Source organism: Streptomyces sp. NPDC052109, from assembly GCF_040680195.1.
Lineage (GTDB): Bacteria > Actinomycetota > Actinomycetes > Streptomycetales > Streptomycetaceae > Streptomyces.
In genome coordinates, this window is the sequence record NZ_JBFAWF010000009.1 from 13,422 (window position 1) to 31,369 (window position 17,948).

Consider the following 17,948-nt stretch of genomic DNA (forward strand, 5'->3'; position numbering starts at 1 on the left):
CAGGCGTGGTCGGGGAGGGGCGCGATGGAGGCGGTACCGGCGAGAGCACGCGGCTATGTGGCCGGTGTCGCCCTGCTGGCGCTGCTCTGCCTCCTGCCGCTGCCGACGATACGCACTCCCTGGTGGGCGCTCGGCCTGCTCTGCGCGCTCTACGCCGCCTGCGAGCACGTCGTGCGCGGGCGCTTCGGCGGGACCTTCCACCCCGTCCTGCTCGCCGGGGCGTTCCTGCTGCCGCCGCCGGCCGCCGCGCTGGTCCCGCTGCCCGCGGCCCTGCTCCCCCCGGTCGAGCACGGGTCCGCGCCGCTCAGGCGCGTCTGGCGGGCCGCGCAGCTCGCGCTCGCCGTGTGGGGCGCCGCCACGGTGCACTGGACGCTCGGCGGCCGGGACGCCGTCATCGCCTCCGACTTCCCGTACGCCCTGCTGCCCGCAGGCGCGGCGGTCCTCGCCTTCTGTCTGGTCCTCACCGTCCTCGACGGCGGCATCCGGGCCGTCGCCCTCGGCATCCCGCTGCGCCGGGCCTGGCGCGGGCTGCTGTCCCGGTCCCTCGCGCCCGTCGCGGTGCACGGACTCGCCGGGCTGATGATGGCCGTGCTGTGGCGCAGCCCGTACGGCCCGGTCGCCGCGCTGCTGGTGCTGCTGCCGATGTGCGTGTCCTGGTGGATCTTCGCCCAGTACCACCGCGAACGCGCCGCCCACCAGGCCACCATCCGCGCGCTCGTGCAGGCCGTCGACATCAAGGACGGCTACACCCGGGGCCACAGCGAACGCGTCGGACAGGCCTCCGTGATGATCGCCCGCGAACTCGGCATGGACGACGAACGCGTCGAGGTGCTGCGCTTCGCCGGCATCCTGCACGACGTCGGCAAGCTCGGCGTCCCCACCCGGCTGCTGCGCAAGGACGGCCCGCTGACCGCCGAGGAGCGCCGGATCATCGAGCTGCACCCCGAGTACGGCCATGAGATGGTCCGCGGGATCTCCTTCCTGGGCGAGGCCCGCGCCGCGATCCTGCACCACCACGAACGCCTCGACGGCAGCGGCTATCCGTACGGCCTCGCAGGTGCCCAGATCCCCGAGTGCGCCCGGATCGTCGCCGTGGCCGACGCCTTCGACGCGATGACCTCCACCCGCTCCTACCGCAGGGCGCGGCCCGTCGAGGCGGCCGTCGCCGAGCTGGAGCGCTGTGCCGGCGCGCAGTTCGACCCGCGCGTGGTCACCGCTCTCGTCCGGGCCCTGGGGCGGTGGGGGTGCCCCCGAGCGGGCGAAGCCGAGAGCGGGGGAGGCCTGCACCCGAACGCCACCGCCGACGAGACGCCCGGGCCGGCCCAGGACCGGCAGCCGTTCACCGGGGCGCCCCGGTGAACGCCCTGCGGATCGTCCACGGCGCCGCCGCCCTCGCCGCGGCCGCGTCCCTGGCCGACGTCCTGTGGACCGGCGTCGCCGACCGGGGCGTCGCACTCGCCTTCGGGGTGCTCATAGCCGTCGGCGAGCTGACCCGGTGGAGCGGCGCCCAGGTACGGCAGGCCGCCCCGCTCGCCACCGCCGGCTCGCTGTCGTACGCCCTGCTCGGACCCGACGCGGGGCACCCGACGCTGCACGACGCACCGCAGGTCGTCACCGTCGTCCTCACCGCGTCCCTGCTCGGCGGCGTCCCGCACATCTGGTGCGGCCGCCCGACCCTGGACCACCTCGCCCGCCGCGTCCTGACCGTCGGATTCGCCGCCGTCTGCTTCCAACCCCTCTTCAACAGGGGCGTGTTCGAGACCTGGAGCGGCCCCGCCTACGCACTGCTGCTCGTCGCCCTTCTCGTCCTCACCGCCCTGTGCGACGCAGTCCTGGCCGCCGCGCTGGCCCACTGCCGCACCCGCTGGCCGTTCGGCCCGCTGCTGCGCGAGGAACTGCGCGGGCTGCTCGGCATCGGCTCCGCCGTGTGCGCGACCGGCGCGGTGATGGCGCTCGCGGTCGCCGTCGCCGGCCTGTGGGCGCTGCCGGTGTTCTGTCTGCCCCTGCTGCTCACCCAGCTGTCCGTGCGCCGGTACGCGGCCGTGCGCGCCACCTACCGGCAGACCATCGCCTCCCTCGCCCGCGCCACCGAGATAGCCGGCTGCACCCCTGCCGGGCACGCCCGCCGCGTCGCCGCGCTCAGCCTCGCCGTGGGCCGGGACCTGGGCCTCATCGAGGGCGAACTGACCGTCCTGGAGTACGCGGCCCTCATGCACGACATCGGCCAGCTCAGCCTGGTCGACCCGGTCCCGGCCGGTGCCACCGCCGACCTGCCCGCCGAGGAACAGCGGCGCATCGCGCTGCTCGGCGGGGCCGTCGTAAGGCAGACCGGGGTGGCGGCCGCCGTCGCCGTGGTGGTGGAGCGGCAGGCGGATCCCTACCGTGAACAGCCCGTGGCCGCCCGGATCATCCGGGCCGTGAACGCCTACGAGGAGAAGTCCAGGGTTGCCGGCCCCGAGGGACCCCTGAGGGCACTGGAGGAACTGCGCCTCGGCACCGCCGGTGACTACGCTCCCGAGGTGGTGGAGTCCCTCGGCCGGGTGCTCGCCCAGCCGGGGGCCTGGCGTAGGAGCGCGCCCGCGGAGGGCGGCGAGAGAGAGATACCGCACCGTCTGACCTCGCGCCCGGCTGGGTAACCCATGGGTAATGAGCGCCTTTCCCGCCGTACGTGGTTGGATGCGAGGGAGAGGGTGTCCGGGGGCACAAGCCAGCCCACTGTGCGGAAATGGAACTGGCAGGCGGGAATCGTGAGGATCTTCGGCAAGGGACGGCACCGGCCCTCCGCCTCCTGGCGGCAGGCCACCGACCGGGCGTTCACGCTCATCGGCGACGGCCGGTACGAGGACGCGGGCGAGCTGCTGACACGGGCCGCCGATCTGGAGCCCTGGCTGTCGGAGTCCTGGTTCAACCTCGCCCTGCTGCACAAGTTCCGGCACGACTGGGAGCAGGCCCGCGCGGCCGGACTGCGCGCCGTCGCCCTGCTCGACCGGGAGACCGGGGCGCCCGACTGGTGGAACGTCGGTATCGCCGCCACCGCCCTGCAGGACTGGTCGCTGGCCCGCCGCGCCTGGCAGGCGTACGGGCTGAAGGTGCCCGGCGGCGCCGCCGTGGCCGGGGAGCCGGCCGGCATGGAGCTGGGCAGCGCGGCCGTGCGGCTCTCCCCGGAGGGCGAGGCCGAGGTCGTGTGGGGCCGCAGGCTGGACCCGGCGCGGATCGAGGTGCTGTCCATCCCGCTTCCCTCGTCCGGGCGACGCTGGGGCGAGGTCGTGCTGCACGACGGGGTCCCGCACGGCGAGCGCACCACGTCCACCGGGCACGCCTACCCCGTCTTCGACGAGATCGAGCTGTGGGCGCCCTCACCGGTCCCGACCTGGGTGGTTCTGCTCGAGGCGGCCACGGAGGCGGACCGGGACGCGCTGGAGCAGCTGGCCGCCGACGCGGGATTCGCCGCGGAGGACTGGTCCTCCTCGGTGCGGTTGCTGTGCCGGATGTGTTCGGAGTCCCGGATGCCCTCCGACGAGGGCGAAGGGGTGCATCTGGATCCCCACGACCACAGCGAGCCGGGACATCCCGGGCCGCTGGGGCACCGCACCGACGGGCAGCTGTGGGTGCCCGAGCGTGAGTGCGGGGTGGCCGCCCCGGCTTCGCTCGTTCGGGGGTTGCTGGACGGGTGGGTCGCGGACAGCCCGGACTCGCGTGACTGGCGGGATCTCGAAGAGGTTTGCTGAGCAGCCGATGACCGGCCACCTTTAGGCTGTACCCGAGACTTTTCCCAGGTTTGCAGGAAGGCGTACGTCGGTCATGGCGCAGCAGGACACCGATCAGCAGCACGCGGGCGTGCTCCCCGTCGACGACGAGGGTTACGTCGTCGACACGGAGGACTGCGAGGAGCGCGAGAAGGCCTGGCGGGAGCGCGGGACCTCGCGGCCGATCACCGTCGTCGGCAACCCGGTGCTGCACAAGGAGTGCAGGGACGTAACCGGGTTCGGCGAGGAGCTGCGGCAGCTGGTGGCCGACATGTTCGCCAGCCAGCGCACCGCCGAGGGCGTGGGCCTGGCCGCCAACCAGATCGGGGTCGACCTGAAGGTCTTCGTCTACGACTGCCAGGACGACGAGGGCGTCCGGCACGTCGGCGTCGTCTGCAACCCGAAGCTGGTCGACCTGCCGGCCGACAGGCGCCGCCTGGACGACAGCAACGAGGGCTGCCTGTCCGTGCCTGCGGCGTACGCCCCGCTCGCGCGCCCCGACTACGCCGAGGTGACCGGCCAGGACGAGCAGGGCAACCCGATCAAGGTCCGCGGCACCGGCTACTTCGCACGGTGTTTGCAGCACGAGACCGACCACCTCTACGGCTATCTGTACATCGACCGGCTGTCCAAGCGGGACCGCAAGGACGCGCTGCGGCAGATGGCCGAGAACGAGCCACGTTATCCGGTGGTCGCCAACGACTAGGTGCCACAGGGCCGTTGGGGCGCCCGACAGGGATCACTCCCGGTCGGGCGCCCTTCGTATGAGCCGGCCTCGCTCATCCGTGCGTCGTGCAACCGGCCCCTTCTGTGGTCCTGATGATCCCCAATCGGTCACACAAGGGGGGATTCTCGGCACCTTGGGGTAGTGAGTGGGGCAAATCCGTTCCCATGACGGTCAGTTGTGGTGCTGAATGGAAGTGCGGGGATACGCAACGGCGCACGCCCGGCACGACGGGAGGGGTGTGCGCTCCTGGCGGCGGAGAGGGGTTTGTACGTGCATGCTTTCCCACACAGCACCACAACGACGCCTACGGCGGTCGTAGTACCACCCTCACTGGCACTCCCGGTGATCGAGTCCGCCTTTCCTCGGCAACTGCACCCGTATTGGCCGCGACTGCAGGAGAAGACGCGGCTGTGGCTGCTGGAAAAGCGGCTGATGCCGGCGGACAAGGTGCGGGAATATGCCGACGGACTGTGCTACACCGACCTCATGGCGGGCTACTACCTCGGCGCCTCCGAGGAGGTACTGCAGGCCATCGCCGACTACAGCGCCTGGTTCTTCGTCTGGGACGACCGCCACGACCGGCACGTCGTCCAGGGCCGGGTCGGCGACTGGCGGCGGCTGAGGTACCGCCTGCACGCGGCACTCGACGCACCCCGGCACCATCTGCACCACCCGGACCCGCTGGTCGCCGGGTTCGCGGACAGCGTGCTGCGGCTGTTCGGCTTCCTGCCGAGCACCTGGAACCAGCGCTTCGCCCGGCATTTCCACGCGGTGATCGAAGCCTACGACCGCGAGTTCCGCAACCGCAGCGAGGGACGCATACCCGGCGTCGAGGAGTACCTCGCCCTGCGCCGGCTCACCTTCGCGCACTGGATATGGACGGACCTGCTGGAGCCGAGCGCCGGATGTGAACTCCCGGACGCGGTACGGAAAAAACCGGCCTATCGCCGGGCGGCACTGCTCAGCCAGGAATTCGCCGCCTGGTACAACGACCTGTGCTCGCTCCCGAAGGAAATAGCGGGTGACGAGGTCCACAATCTCGGTATCAGTCTCATCACCCATGAGGGACTGACTCTCGAGGAATCGGTGGACGAAGTCAGGCGGCGCGTCGAGGAATGCGTCAGTGAATTCGTCGACGTCGAGCAGGAAGCGCTGCGTTTCGCCGACAGCCTCGCCGACGGCACGGTCAGTGGAAAGGAACTGAGCGCCGCGGTGCGCGCCTGCGTCGGCAATATGCGGAACTGGTTCAGTTCCGTCTACTGGTTCCACCACGAATCCGGCCGGTACATGGTCGACACCTGGGACGACCGGTCCACGCCCCCGTACGTCACGAACGAAGCGGCAGGTGAGAAATGACCGTCGAGTCTGTGAAGCCCGTGACCCCCGAAGCCACCGGGACGACCGAACTACGCGAACCGCCCCTGGCCGGAGGTGCCGTGCCGGGTCTCGGGCACGGCCTCAAACTGGTCCGCGACCCGCTGGCCTTCATGTCCCGGCTCCGCGACCACGGCGACGTCGTACGCCTCAAGCTCGGCCCCAAGACGGTGTACGCCGTCACCACGCCCGAGCTGACCGGCGCGCTCGCGCTCAGCACCGACTTCAAGATCGACGGACCCCTCTGGGAGTCCCTCGAAGGGCTGCTCGGCAAGGAGGGCGTGGCCACGGCCAACGGCCCCCGGCACCGGCGCCAGCGGCGCACCATCCAGCCCGCGTTCCGGCTGGACGCCATCCCCCAGTACGGGCCGGTCATGGAGGAGGAGGCACACGCGCTGACCGAGCGCTGGCAGCCCGGCGAGACCATCGACTGCACCTCGGAGTCCTTCCGGGTCGCCGTCCGCATCGCCGCCCGCTGCCTGCTGCGCGGAGAGTACATGGACGAGCGCGCCGAGCGGCTCAGCGTCGACCTCGCCACCGTCTTCCGCGGCATGTACCGGAGGATGGTCGTCCCCCTCGGGCCGCTGTACCGGCTGCCGTTTCCGGCCAACCGCGAATTCAACCGGGCGCTGGCCGATTTGCATCTGCTGGTCAACGAGATCGTCGCCGAGCGGAGGGCGTCTGGTCAAAAGCCGGACGATTTGCTGACGGCATTGCTGGAGGCAAAGGACGACAATGGCGACCCCATCGGGGAACAGGAGATCCACGACCAGGTCGTCGCGATACTCACCCCCGGCAGCGAAACAGTGGCGTCCACGATCATGTGGCTGCTCCAGGTCCTCGCGGAACACCCGGAACACGCCGCAAAGGTACGGACCGAGGTCGAATCGGTGACCGGTGGCCGACCTGTCGGATTCGAGCACGTCCGCTCACTGAGGCACACCAACAATGTCGTCACCGAGGCCATGCGGCTCAGGCCGGCCGTATGGATATTGACGCGGCGCGCGGTCACCGACACCCAACTCGGCGGCTATCGCATTCCGGCCGGGGCGGACATCGTCTACAGCCCCTACGCGATCCAGCGCGACGCCCACTCCTACGACCGCCACCTCGAGTTCGACCCCGACCGGTGGCTGCCGGAGCGGGCCAAGGAGGTGCCCAGGCACGCCATGAGCCCCTTCAGCACGGGCAACCGCAAGTGCCCCAGCGACCACTTCTCGATGACACAGCTGAGCCTGGTCACCGCGGCGATCTCGGCGAAGTACCGCTTCGAGCAGGTCGCGGGGTCGGACGACACCACCCGCGTGGGCATCACGCTCCGCCCGCATGACCTGCGGCTGAGGCCGATGCCCTGGTAGGACTCCTGGTACCGACGCGCGCTCAGGCGGCTTCAGGGCCCCGGAACGCGCGCCGGTAGGCGTTCGGGGTGGTGCCGAGGGCCCGCACGAACTGGTGGCGCAGCGCGGCGGCCGTACCGAACCCGGTGCGCCAGGCGATCGCGTCCATCGTCTCGTCGGTTCCCTCCAGCAACTCCTGTGCGCGCAGCACCCGTTGACGCAGGATCCACCGGTAGGGAGTCGTCCCGGTCTCCTGCTGGAAGCGGCGCGCGAAGGTGCGCGGCGCCATGTGGGCGCGGGCTGCGAGCTGTTCGACGGTCACCTCCGTCTCGAGGTGCTCCTCCATCCACACCAGCACCTCGCCGACGGTGTCGCACGAGCCCTTCGGCAGCGGGCGCTCGATGTACTGCGCCTGCCCGCCGTCGCGGTGCGGCGGTACGACCATCCGGCGGGCGATCTTGTTGGCGACCTCGGGCCCCTGCTCCTTGCGTACGAGGTGCAGACAGGCGTCGATCCCGGCGGCGGTGCCGGCCGAGGTGATCACGGGGTCCTCGTCGACGTAGAGCACGTCCGGCTCGACGGTGACCCCCGGATACCGGCGGGCGAGCTGTTCCGCGTGATGCCAGTGCACCGCGCACCGCCGGCCGTCCAGCAGCCCGGCCGCGGCCAGCAGGAACACCCCGGAGCAGACGCTGAGCACCCGGGCCCCCCGCTGGACGGCCCGGCGCAGGGCGGTCAGCAACTCCTCCGGGTACTCCCGTACGGCATACGTCTCCCCGGCCGGCACGGCGATCAGATCGGCCTCCTCCAGCCGCTCCAGCCCGTAGGGGGTGGACACGGTGAACCCGCAGTGGGTGGCGAGGGTGGGCCCCTCGGCGGAGACCACGGCGAAGTCGTACACCGGCAGCCCCTCGTCGCTGCGGTCGATGCCGAACACCTCGCACACGACACCCAGCTCAAAGGGATGCACCCCGTCCAGCAGCACGGCGGCCACGTTCTTCAGCATGCTGCCAGTGTGCCGCGTCGGCGGCAGTAATTCGAGGGTGTGCGGCAGTCCTGCCACTCACGGTAAGGAGTGTTCCGCGCGACAGTGATGGCATGAACGGAAACCAGATCCAAGGCGTCATCGGCGTGCTCGTCACCCTCGGGATCCTCGTCCTCATGATCCTCCCGTCCGCGGTCGGCGCCGTGCGGGAGTGGCGCGTCGACCGGCAGCTCAGGCAGGCGGAGCGCGGCGAAGACGAGGGCGCGCCGGAGCAGGGATGCACCCGCAGCCGACACGGGGCGGCGCACCCCGCCTGAGGGAAGGGGCGGCAGCCCTGACGCTGCTCACGGCGACCGGTGCGCACGCCGAGGGGAGGGGCGACATCCGGGTCACGGGTGCCGTCGTCAACGGTGGGAAGGACGTCACGATCGGCACCACCCGGCGCGTCACCTACCCGATCGCCATCACCGTCCGGGACAACTCGGGCGTGAGGGGACCGACGCACGTCAAGCGTCTTCGACAAGGCCGACGGCTCGGGCTTCGGCGACTGGACCGGCACCACGTGCGTCGTGGGAGGGCCTGAAGTACCACGGGTTCACCGGGCAGGACGTGACGCTCCAGTTCAGGGCGGACGGCGCCGCCCACTACCGCGCGGTCAGGACGGTGCGGACGGGCGACGCCGGGAAGCTCGGCACCAAGGTCACCGCCACCTCGGCGGGCAGCTGGCGCTGGTACTTCCCCGGCACGACGACGACCGCGCGGATCGTGTCGGCCGGGGACGCGGTGAAACTGAGGTAACGGCCGGTCAGAAGTCCTCGTCCAGGTCGACGGTGCCCTCCACCGCGACCTGGTACGCCGACGGGCGACGCTCGAAGAAGTTCGTCAGCTCCTGAACACCCTGCAGCTCCATGAAGGAGAACGGGTTCTCCGAGCCGTACACCGGGGCGAAACCGAGGCGGGTCAGGCGCTGGTCGGCGACGCACTCCAGGTACTGCCGCATCGACTCGGTGTTCATGCCCGGCAGGCCGTCGCCGCACAGGTCGCGGGCGAACTGCAGCTCGGCCTCCACGGCCTCCTGGAGCATGTCGGTGACCTGCTGCCGGAGATCGTCGTCGAACAGGTCCGGCTCCTCCTTGCGGACCGTGTCGACCACGTCGAAGGCGAAGGACATGTGCATGGTCTCGTCGCGGAACACCCAGTTGGTGCCGGTGGCGAGACCGTGCAGCAGGCCCCGGCTGCGGAACCAGTAGACGTACGCGAACGCGCCGTAGAAGAACAGGCCCTCGATGCACGCCGCGAAGCAGACCAGGTTGAGCAGGAAGCGCCGGCGGTCGGCCTTCGTCTCCAGCCGCTCCAGCTTCTCCACCGAGTCCATCCACGTGAAGCAGAACTGCGCCTTCTCGCGGATGGACGGGATGTTCTCGACGGCCGCGAAGGCCGCCGCCCGGTCGTCCGGGTCGGGCAGATAGGTGTCCAGCAGCGTCAGGTAGAACTGGACGTGCACGGCCTCCTCGAAGAGCTGGCGCGACAGGTACAGGCGCGCCTCCGGGGAGTTGATGTGCTTGTACAGCGTCAGCACCAGGTTGTTCGCGACGATCGAGTCACCGGTCGCGAAGAAGGCGACCAGCCGGCCGATGAGGTGCTGCTCCTCCGGCGTCAGCTTCGCGAGGTCGGCGACGTCCGAGTGGAGGTCGACCTCCTCCACGGTCCACGTGTTCTTGATGGCGTCCCGGTAGCGCTCGTAGAAGTCGGGGTAGCGCATGGGGCGCAGGGTCAGCTCGAAGCCCGGGTCGAGAAGGTTGGTGTTACGGGTGGACATCACTGGCAGGCCTCGCAGGACTCGGGGTTTTCCAGGGAGCAGGCCACGGCGTCGGGGTCGGCGACCTGCTGGACGGGGATGGCGGCCGGGGTCTGCGCCCGGGCCGCGCGGGCGATCCGGGTCGCCGGGCGCGAGCGCAGGTAGTACGTCGTCTTCAGGCCCGACTTCCAGGCGTACGCGTACATCGAGGAGAGCTTGCCGATGGTCGGCGTCTCCATGAAGAGGTTGAGGGACTGGGCCTGGTCCAGGTACGGGGTCCGGGCCGCCGCCATGTCGATCAGGCCGCGCTGCGGGATCTCCCACGCCGTGCGGTACAGCGCCCGTACGTCGGCCGGGATCCAGGCGAAGTCCTGCACCGAGCCGTTGGACTCGCGCAGCGCCTCCCGGGTGCGCGCGTCCCACACGCCGAGGTTCTTCAGGTCCTGCACCAGGTAGGAGTTGACCTGGAGGAACTCGCCGGACAGCGTCTCGCGCTTGAACAGGTTCGACACCTGCGGCTCGATGCACTCGTACACGCCCGCGATGGAGGCGATGGTGGCCGTCGGGGCGATGGCGAGCAGCAGCGAGTTGCGCATGCCGACGGACGCGATCCGTGTCCGCAGGGCGGCCCAGCGCTCCGGCCAGGTCAGCTCGACGTCGTAGTGGTCGGGGTGCAGCACGCCCCGGGCCGTACGGGTCCTCTCCCAGGCCGGCAGCGGGCCGCTGCGCTCCGCGAGGTCGGCGGAGGCCTCGTACGCGGCGAGCATGATCCGCTCGGCGATCCGCGTGGACAGGGCCTTGGCCTCCGGCGAGTCGAAGGGCAGGCGCAGCTTGAAGAAGACGTCCTGCAGCCCCATCGCGCCCAGGCCGACCGGCCGCCACTTGGCGTTCGACCGTCCTGCCTGCTCGGTCGGGTAGAAGTTGATGTCGACCACGCGGTCGAGGAAGGTGACGGCCGTGCGGACCGTCTCGTCCAGCCGCTCCCAGTCGATGTCGCCGGTCGCCGTGTCGGCGAACGCGCCGAGGTTCACGGACCCCAGGTTGCAGACCGCGGTCTCCCCGTCGTCCGTGACCTCCAGGATCTCCGTGCAGAGGTTGGAGGAGTGGACCACGTGACCGGGCAGGGCCGTCTGGTTGGCGGTGCGGTTGGCGGCGTCCTTGAAGGTCATCCAGCCGTTGCCGGTCTGTGCGAGGGTGCGCATCATCCGGCCGTACAGCTCACGGGCCGGGATGGTCTTCTTCGCCAGGCCCGCCGCCTCGGCCTTGCGGTAGGCGGCGTCGAACTCCTCGCCCCACAGGTCCACCAGCTCCGGCACGTCCGACGGGGAGAACAGCGACCACTGCTCGTCGGCGTTGACCCGGCGCATGAACTCGTCCGGGACCCAGTGCGCGAGGTTCAGGTTGTGCGTACGGCGGGCGTCCTCACCGGTGTTGTCCCGCAGCTCCAGGAACTCCTCGATGTCGGAGTGCCAGGTCTCCAGGTACACCGCCGCGGCGCCCTTGCGCCGGCCGCCCTGGTTCACGGCGGCCACCGAGGCGTCCAGGGTCTTCAGGAACGGCACGATGCCGTTGGAGTGCCCGTTGGTGCCACGGATCAGCGAACCGCGGCTGCGGATGCGGGAGTACGACAGACCGATGCCACCGGCGTGCTTGGAGAGCCGGGCCACCTGGTGGTAGCGCTCGTAGATGGAGTCCAGCTCGTCCAGCGGGGAGTCCAGGAGGTAGCAGGACGACATCTGCGGGTGCCGCGTGCCGGAGTTGAAGAGGGTGGGGGAGGACGGGAGGTAGTCGAGCCGGCTCATGAGGCCGTAGAGCGCGGCGACTTCGTCCACGGAGCGGATGGTGTCGTCCTCGGCGAGACCGCTCGCGACCCGCAGCATGAAGTGCTGGGGCGTCTCGATGACCTTGCGGGTGATCGGGTGTCGCAGCAGGTAGCGGCTGTGCAGGGTGCGCAGGCCGAAGTAGCCGAAGCGGTCGTCGGCCTGGCGGTCGATCAGCGCGTCGAGCCGTTCGGCGTGCAGCCGCGCGAACTCGGCGGTCCGGTCGGCGATGAGCCCCTCGCGGTGCCCCACGGCCACGGACTCGGTGAAGGACGTCACGCCCTGCGAGGCGGCCTCGGCGCGGATGGAGACGGTCAGCAGCCGGGCGGCGAGCCGGGAGTAGGCGGGATCGTCGGAGATGAGTCCGGCGGCGGCCTCCGTGGCCAGCTCGCGCAACTCCGCCTCGTCGGCCCGGGCGGACCGGCCGCGCAGCGCGGCGGCGGCGACCCGGCCGGGGTCGGCGTCGGGGAGGTCGGCGGTCAGCTCGGTCAGGGTCCGCAGCAGCGCGGCTCCGGGACCGTCGGTCTCCAGGCCGCTGGCTGAAGCCGGGTCTGCTGGCGCGATGGTCACGTGGGGCTCTCCCTCGCTCGGCACGGGGGCCTTGCGGAGGGCAGGGGCAGCCACGAGCGCACACGGCGTCGCGTCCACCGGCCCATTCCACGAGGCCCGGACGTCGGAAGGCACCCTGGCCGGACGGCCGGGCGCACGCTGCCGGCAGGTCCTCGGACTGACACAGGCGTGCGAAGGCACACAAGTACACCGTTGCGGGACAGTTCCGGATTCGCACCGGATTCCCCTGCGGCGACAGCGAGGATGAGCATACATCTAGTGCCGGGCTGTCGCGTCACCCCCAGATGTTGTGTCGCGTCGGTCTCAGAGCGTCAACTGGTAGGTGAGCAGAGTGATGTCGTCCAGATGCGGCACGGGATTCCAGTCCCGCTCGGGCGTGCGAACGAAACCCAGGCGTTCGTAGAGCCGGTGGGCGGCGTGCATGCTGCGCTGGCTCGACAGCACCACGGCCGTGCAGCCCTCGGTGGAGCGGGCGCGTTCGAGGCAGGTGCGGACCAGGGCTTCGCCGGCGCCCCGGCCGCGTGCGTCGGGTACGACGGCGAGCGCCCGGATCTCGGCCTCGCCGGGGCGGGCGATGTCGGCGACGGGGCCGCCGGACGGGACGAAGGTGACGCCGCCGACGACCCGGTCGCCCGCAACGGCGACGAGGACCTCGGCTGCGGCCGCGCGCGCGGCGACGTCCTTGAGCACGGGCAGATACGGGTCGCTCTCGCCGTAGTCGAGGAGACCGTCGTCCAGGTAGGCACGGGCGGTGAGTTCGCCGAGCGCGGCGTACTCGCTGGGTTCCGCTGTCCGGATCCGGATGTCCATGCGGGCGAGTGTGTACGACAGCGGGCCGCCGTCGCATGCGCTTTCCGGCGGCCCGCTGTCGCGCTGATCGGGACTAATGGACGCTTCCCGCCGTCGCCGGCGGCAGCTCCACCTGGACTCCCGGGTCTCCCGCGTCCGCCGTGTAGTCCTCCGGCCTGGTCTCGTCGAGGCCCTCGGGGGCCTTCACGGCCTTGAGGACGAAGGTGAGGACCACGGTGACCGCGACGTTCAGCACGAACGCCGTGAGGCCGATGTAGCCGATCTCGCCGATGCCGGGGATCTCCTTCGCCGAGCCGCCGAAGTGCTTCTGGGTCGGGGAGGCGACGCCGTACGCGGCGACCGTGCCGTACACCATGCCGACCGCCCAGCCGGCGAGCAGGGCCCAGCGGTGGAACCAGCGGGTGAACAGACCGCCGACCAGGGCCGGGAAGGTCTGCAGGATCCAGATGCCGCCGAGCAGTTGGAAGTTGATGGCGACCGTCTTGTCCATGGTGAGGACGAAGACCAGCGCGCCCACCTTCACCAGCAGCGACACGAACTTGGAGACCTGCGCCTCCTGCTTCGGCGTGGCGTCCGGCTTGATGAAGTCCTTGTAGATGTTGCGGGTGAAGAGGTTCGCCGCCGCGATGGACATGATCGCCGCCGGGACCAGCGCACCGATGCCGATCGCCGCGAAGGCCACGCCCGCGAACCAGTCCGGGAACATGTCCTCGAACAGCTGGGGGATGGCCAGCTGGCCGTTGGTGACCTTGACGCCGGCCGCGATCGCCATGAAGCCCAGCAGCGCCAGCAAGCCCAGCATCAGGGAGTACAGCGGCAGGATCGTGGTGTTGCGGCGGATCACCTCACGGCTCTTGGAGGACAGGGTCGCGGTGATCGAGTGCGGGTACATGAACAGCGCGAGCGCCGATCCCAGCGCGAGCGTGGCGTACGTCCACTGGCCCGCCTCCGGCGGGGCGAGCGCGCCGCGCGGCTTGCCCGTCGCCGGGTTGACCTGGCTGAACGCGTGGCCCGCCTTGGCGAAGATGTCGTCGAAGCCGCCCAGCTTGATCGGGATGTAGATGATCGCCACCGCGATGACGATGTAGATCAGCGCGTCCTTGACGAACGCGATCAGGGCGGGGGCGCGCAGGCCGGAGGAGTAGGTGTACGCCGCCAGCACGCCGAAGGCGATCAGCAGCGGCAGGTCCTTCACGAACCAGTTCGTGTTGTCGCCGCCGCCCACGCCCATCACGTCCAGCACCGCCTGGATGCCGACGAGCTGGAGCGCGATGTAGGGCATCGTCGCCAGGATGCCCGTCAGCGCCACCGCGAGCGACAGGCCCTTGGAGCCGAAGCGGCCGCGCACGAAGTCCGAGGTCGTCACGTAGCCGTGCTTGTGGGACACCGACCACAGGCGCGGCAGGAACGTGAAGATCAGCGGGTACACCAGGATCGTGTACGGCACCGCGAAGAAGCCGGACGCGCCCGCCGCGTAGATCGCCGCCGGTACGGCGACGAAGGTGTACGCCGTGTACAGGTCGCCGCCGAGCAGGAACCAGGTGATCCAGGTGCCGAACGACCGTCCGCCCAGGCCCCATTCGTCCAGGGAGTGCTCGTTCTCGGCCCTGCGCCAGCGTGCGGCGAGGAAGCCCATGACCGTGACGGCCAGGAAGAAGAAGATGAAGACGCCGAGCGCGACGCCGTTGACGCCGCCCTTCACTTCGCCTCACCGCCCTTCCGAGCGGTACGGGCGCGCTGGTCGCGCTGCCACAGCTGGTACGCGGTCATGGTGAGCGCCGTGGAGATCAGCACCCAGAGCATCTGGTACCAGTAGAAGAACGGGATCCCGATGAAGGCGGGATCCGTCTTCGCGTAGGAGCCGACCCAGAGCATCGCCACGAAGGGTGCGATGAGACAGACGGCGATGATCACGCGGACCGGTGTGACGACCGGTGGTCTCACTTCAGGCGTATCGGACATGCCACGGCTCTCCGTCCCCTCACTGATCACCTGTGTAATGCGCAGGCAATCTAGGTGACGGTGTCGCGGCAGCGGAAGACCTCGTCCGTATATCGGTATATCGATTCAGCGAACGTCCACGGGTCCTGCGCGCCTCACTCCGCCGGGCGCTTGAGCCGCGCCACGAACTTGTAGCGATCGCCCCGGTACACCGAGCGCACCCATTCCACCGGTTTGCCCTCCCGGTCCAGGGAGTGGCGGGAGAGCATCAGCATGGGCAGGCCCACGTCGGTGCCGAGCAGGCCCGCCTCGCGCGGGGTGGCCAGGGAGGTCTCGATGGTCTCCTCGGCCTCGGCGAGGTGGACGTCGTAGACCTCGGCGAGGGCCGTGTAGAGGGACGTGTACTTCACCAGGGAGCGGCGCAGGGCCGGGAAGCGCTTGGCGCTCAGGTGGGTGGTCTCGATGGCCATCGGCTCGCCGTTGGCCATGCGCAGCCGCTCGATGCGCAGTACGCGTCCGCCGGCGGCGATGTCGAGGAGCCCGGCGAGCCGGTCGTCGGCGGTGATGTAGCCGACGTCCAGCAGCTGCGAGGTCGGCTCCAGGCCCTGGGCGCGCATGTCCTCGGTGTAGGAGGTGAGCTGCAGCGCCTGGGAGACCTTGGGCTTGGCGACGAAGGTGCCCTTGCCCTGGATCCGCTCCAGCCGGCCCTCCACGACCAGCTCCTGCAGGGCCTGGCGGACGGTGGTGCGGGAGGTGTCGAACTCGGCCGCCAGCGTGCGCTCGGGCGGGACCGGCGTGCCCGGCGCCTGGGTCTCCGTCATGTCGAGCAGGTGCTTCTTCAGGCGGTAGTACTTGGGCACGCGCGCCGTACGGACGGTCGTCCCGGCCTCGTTCTCCGCACTGCTGACGTCGGTGCTCATGCTCTGCCTTCCCGGCTCCGAATGCCGAAGCGACCGACCTGACATCGGCCGCGCCTCACATCGTGGCACGGCTTCGTCTGTCAGGAGTCCACCCGCACGCTCCGTGATCTCCTCTGTATACCGTCGCACCCGGTGTTGGTCTAGTCCATCGGGGGCGGGCGGGGCCCGGCGCGGTTCTCCTGCCGGACCCCGCCGGTGACGGTCAGATCCCCTGCCAGTCCGGCTTGCCCGCGTAGGTGTGGCGGAAGTAGTCCGCCAGCTTCAGCTTGGACGCGGCGGCCTCGTCCGCCACCACCGTGGCGTGCGGGTGCAGCTGGAGCGCGGAGGCCGGGCAGACGGCCGCGACCGGGCCCTCGACGGTCGCGGCGACGGCGTCCGCCTTGCCCTCGCCGGTAGCCAGCAGCACCAGGTGCCGGGCCTCCAGGATGGTGCCGATGCCCTGGGTGATGACGTGGTGCGGCACCTGCTCGATGTCGCCGTCGAAGAAGCGGGCGTTGTCGACCCGGGTCTGCTCGGTCAGCGTCTTGATCCGGGTGCGCGAGGCGAGCGACGAGCAGGGCTCGTTGAAGCCGATGTGCCCGTCGGTGCCGATCCCGAGCAACTGCAGGTCCACCCCGCCGGCCTCGGCGAGCGCGTGGTCGTAGGCCTCGCACGCCGCCTGGATGTCCGCGGCGGTGCCGTCGGGTCCGAGGAACGCGTCCATGCCGATGCCGAGCGGCTCCAGCACCTCCCGGCGCAGGACCGAGCGGTAGGACTCGGGGTGGTCGGCGGGCAGCCCCACGTACTCGTCGAGCTGGGCGATGCGCGCCCGCGAGGTGTCCACGGCGCCGGAGCGCACCTTCGCGGCGAGTGCCTGGTAGATGGGCAGCGGGGTGGAGCCGGTGGCCACGCCGAGCAGGGCGTCGGGCTTGCGTCGCAGCAGCTGGGCCAGGGCCTCGGCGATCAGCTCGCCGCCCGCCGCGGCGTCCGGAACGATGACAACTTCCACGCTGGGCCTGCCGTTCTGAAGTGGGCTCTGTGCGTCTATGTGGTTTAGACCAATCTAACAGAATCGGGTCCTTCGATGAGCGCCTCTTTTTCTCTAGGGCCCGCTATAAAATGACCCTCATGGTGAGCGGTCAGGAGACGGGAACCCGGGCGGCGGCCTCCAGGACGCGGGGCCGGCCGCGCTCCTTCGATCGTGCCACCGCACTGGAGAAGGCGCTCATGGCCTTCTGGCGGCACGGCTACGAGGCCACCTCGGTCTCCGACCTCACGAGGATCATGGGCATCGGCGCCCCGAGTCTCTACGCGGCCTTCGGTGACAAGCGGACCCTGTTCGAGGAGGTCGTGCGGCTCTACGGCGACACGTACGGCGCCTTCGGCGACCGCGCCCTCGCCGAGGAGCCCACCGCCCGCGCCGCCGTGGCGCGCATCCTGCGCGAGGCCGCCGCCGAGTACACCGACCCCGGACATCCGAACGGCTGCCTGGTCGTGCACGCCGCCACCAACTGCACCAGCCCCGAGGTGGAGCGGTTGCTGCGGGAGCGGCGCCAGGCGAACACCGCCGCCTTCGAGTCCCGGATCCGGGCGGACGTCGCCGCCGGGCTGCTCCCCGCCGCCACCGACGCCGCCGCTCTCGCCCGGCACACCGCCGCGATGATCCAGGGCATGTCCCAGCAGGCGCGCGACGGAGCGAGCCGGGAGGAGCTGGAGGCGCTCGGGGAAATTGCCATGGCCATCTGGCCCCGCGGCTGACCCGGGCGGGCTAGGCTGCGTGGCATCGGGTGCCATCATCTTGTCGTGCAGTCTTCGTGCATGCCGACAAGACCATGGACACATCCTTGTGGTCTAGTCCACAATCCAAGTGAACAAGCCTCCGTCTTCCCCGCACAGGAAGGCGGATCGAGGAACCGGCGCTCTCTGCCCTGACTGCCCCGG

The 17,948-nt window shown here is 70.4% G+C and carries 17 protein-coding genes and 1 riboswitch; of the genes, 9 read left to right on the forward strand and 8 right to left on the reverse strand.

Translation table 11 applies throughout. The features are described from left to right. Positions 1-24: 24 nt before the first annotated feature. The 6 genes from AB0L59_RS19710 (at position 25) to AB0L59_RS19735 (ending at position 7,205) form a co-directional block, all read left to right on the forward strand. On the forward strand, positions 25-1,359 hold the full coding sequence (locus AB0L59_RS19710) for an HD-GYP domain-containing protein (protein ID WP_365585127.1): 1,335 nt from the start codon (positions 25-27) through the stop codon (positions 1,357-1,359). After that, positions 1,356-2,636, forward strand: a complete 1,281-nt coding sequence (locus tag AB0L59_RS19715; RefSeq protein ID WP_365585130.1) for an HD domain-containing protein — start codon at positions 1,356-1,358, stop codon at positions 2,634-2,636. The genes AB0L59_RS19710 and AB0L59_RS19715 overlap by 4 nt, the downstream gene beginning before the upstream one ends. A gap of 111 nt (positions 2,637-2,747) precedes the next feature. Then, entirely contained in the window at positions 2,748-3,728 is a 981-nt protein-coding gene (locus AB0L59_RS19720; RefSeq protein ID WP_365585133.1) for a hypothetical protein, read from the forward strand. 73 nt (positions 3,729-3,801) lie between these two features. Beyond that, on the forward strand, positions 3,802-4,452 hold the full coding sequence (gene def / locus AB0L59_RS19725; protein ID WP_365585135.1) for a peptide deformylase: 651 nt from the start codon (positions 3,802-3,804) through the stop codon (positions 4,450-4,452). A 291-nt stretch (positions 4,453-4,743) separates the two neighbouring features. Further along, positions 4,744-5,829, forward strand: a complete 1,086-nt coding sequence (gene cyc1 / locus AB0L59_RS19730) for an epi-isozizaene synthase (RefSeq protein ID WP_365585138.1) — start codon at positions 4,744-4,746, stop codon at positions 5,827-5,829. Continuing rightward, on the forward strand, positions 5,826-7,205 hold the full coding sequence (locus AB0L59_RS19735; protein ID WP_365585140.1) for a cytochrome P450: 1,380 nt from the start codon (positions 5,826-5,828) through the stop codon (positions 7,203-7,205). Before cyc1 ends, AB0L59_RS19735 begins: the two co-directional genes overlap by 4 nt. Before the next feature lie 22 nt (positions 7,206-7,227). Here the strand turns inward: AB0L59_RS19735 and AB0L59_RS19740 are convergent, their stop codons facing one another. Beyond that, complete coding sequence (locus AB0L59_RS19740) at positions 7,228-8,190, reverse strand: helix-turn-helix domain-containing protein (protein ID WP_365585143.1); 963 nt, start codon at positions 8,188-8,190, stop codon at positions 7,228-7,230. A gap of 92 nt (positions 8,191-8,282) precedes the next feature. Between AB0L59_RS19740 and AB0L59_RS19745 the strand changes: the two genes are divergently transcribed. Further along, positions 8,283-8,486, forward strand: coding sequence for a hypothetical protein (locus AB0L59_RS19745; RefSeq protein ID WP_365585145.1), 204 nt, complete (start codon positions 8,283-8,285; stop codon positions 8,484-8,486). Positions 8,487-8,778: 292 nt separating this feature from the next. Beyond that, positions 8,779-8,967, forward strand: coding sequence for a hypothetical protein (locus tag AB0L59_RS19750; protein WP_365585147.1), 189 nt, complete (start codon positions 8,779-8,781; stop codon positions 8,965-8,967). Between the two features lie 7 nt (positions 8,968-8,974). On the opposite strand, the gene AB0L59_RS19755 is transcribed toward AB0L59_RS19750, so the two are convergent. From AB0L59_RS19755 to nagB, 7 genes are all read right to left on the reverse strand, one after another. After that, the gene (locus AB0L59_RS19755; RefSeq protein WP_365585150.1) at positions 8,975-9,988 is read right to left on the reverse strand and encodes a ribonucleotide-diphosphate reductase subunit beta; all 1,014 of its coding nucleotides are present in this window, start codon (positions 9,986-9,988) and stop codon (positions 8,975-8,977) included. After that, positions 9,988-12,357 carry a ribonucleoside-diphosphate reductase subunit alpha gene (locus AB0L59_RS19760; RefSeq protein WP_365585153.1) on the reverse strand — a complete coding sequence of 790 codons (2,370 nt, stop codon included), beginning with the start codon at positions 12,355-12,357 and terminating at the stop codon, positions 9,988-9,990. The genes AB0L59_RS19755 and AB0L59_RS19760 overlap by 1 nt, the downstream gene beginning before the upstream one ends. Before the next feature lie 125 nt (positions 12,358-12,482). Further along, a riboswitch (cobalamin riboswitch) is annotated at positions 12,483-12,638 on the reverse strand. A 22-nt stretch (positions 12,639-12,660) separates the two neighbouring features. Further along, positions 12,661-13,167 (reverse strand): GNAT family N-acetyltransferase, encoded by a 507-nt coding sequence (locus tag AB0L59_RS19765; RefSeq protein ID WP_365585156.1) that lies wholly within the window; start codon positions 13,165-13,167, stop codon positions 12,661-12,663. Positions 13,168-13,240: 73 nt separating this feature from the next. Then, positions 13,241-14,869, reverse strand: a complete 1,629-nt coding sequence (gene mctP / locus AB0L59_RS19770) for a monocarboxylate uptake permease MctP (protein WP_365585159.1) — start codon at positions 14,867-14,869, stop codon at positions 13,241-13,243. Beyond that, positions 14,866-15,129 (reverse strand): DUF3311 domain-containing protein, encoded by a 264-nt coding sequence (locus tag AB0L59_RS19775; protein ID WP_365585162.1) that lies wholly within the window; start codon positions 15,127-15,129, stop codon positions 14,866-14,868. The genes mctP and AB0L59_RS19775 overlap by 4 nt, the downstream gene beginning before the upstream one ends. Before the next feature lie 134 nt (positions 15,130-15,263). Continuing rightward, positions 15,264-16,028 carry a GntR family transcriptional regulator gene (locus AB0L59_RS19780; RefSeq protein ID WP_330337871.1) on the reverse strand — a complete coding sequence of 255 codons (765 nt, stop codon included), beginning with the start codon at positions 16,026-16,028 and terminating at the stop codon, positions 15,264-15,266. Between the two features lie 202 nt (positions 16,029-16,230). After that, positions 16,231-17,016 (reverse strand): glucosamine-6-phosphate deaminase, encoded by a 786-nt coding sequence (gene nagB / locus AB0L59_RS19785; RefSeq protein WP_365585165.1) that lies wholly within the window; start codon positions 17,014-17,016, stop codon positions 16,231-16,233. A gap of 119 nt (positions 17,017-17,135) precedes the next feature. Here nagB and AB0L59_RS19790 point away from each other — a divergent pair, with 119 nt between their 5' ends. Beyond that, positions 17,136-17,765 (forward strand): TetR/AcrR family transcriptional regulator, encoded by a 630-nt coding sequence (locus tag AB0L59_RS19790; RefSeq protein WP_365585168.1) that lies wholly within the window; start codon positions 17,136-17,138, stop codon positions 17,763-17,765. Positions 17,766-17,948 lie beyond the last annotated feature (183 nt).

Coding starts and splice junctions, on each gene's coding strand:
- AB0L59_RS19780 (WP_330337871.1), bottom strand. CDS start 16,028: ATGAGCACCGACGTCAGCAGTGCGGAGAACGAGGCCGGGACGACCGTC.
- AB0L59_RS19735 (WP_365585140.1), top strand. CDS start 5,826: ATGACCGTCGAGTCTGTGAAGCCCGTGACCCCCGAAGCCACCGGGACG.
- AB0L59_RS19745 (WP_365585145.1), top strand. CDS start 8,283: ATGAACGGAAACCAGATCCAAGGCGTCATCGGCGTGCTCGTCACCCTC.
- AB0L59_RS19755 (WP_365585150.1), bottom strand. CDS start 9,988: ATGTCCACCCGTAACACCAACCTTCTCGACCCGGGCTTCGAGCTGACC.
- def (WP_365585135.1), top strand. CDS start 3,802: ATGGCGCAGCAGGACACCGATCAGCAGCACGCGGGCGTGCTCCCCGTC.
- AB0L59_RS19775 (WP_365585162.1), bottom strand. CDS start 15,129: ATGTCCGATACGCCTGAAGTGAGACCACCGGTCGTCACACCGGTCCGC.
- AB0L59_RS19765 (WP_365585156.1), bottom strand. CDS start 13,167: ATGGACATCCGGATCCGGACAGCGGAACCCAGCGAGTACGCCGCGCTC.
- AB0L59_RS19710 (WP_365585127.1), top strand. CDS start 25: ATGGAGGCGGTACCGGCGAGAGCACGCGGCTATGTGGCCGGTGTCGCC.
- AB0L59_RS19790 (WP_365585168.1), top strand. CDS start 17,136: ATGGTGAGCGGTCAGGAGACGGGAACCCGGGCGGCGGCCTCCAGGACG.
- AB0L59_RS19740 (WP_365585143.1), bottom strand. CDS start 8,190: ATGCTGAAGAACGTGGCCGCCGTGCTGCTGGACGGGGTGCATCCCTTT.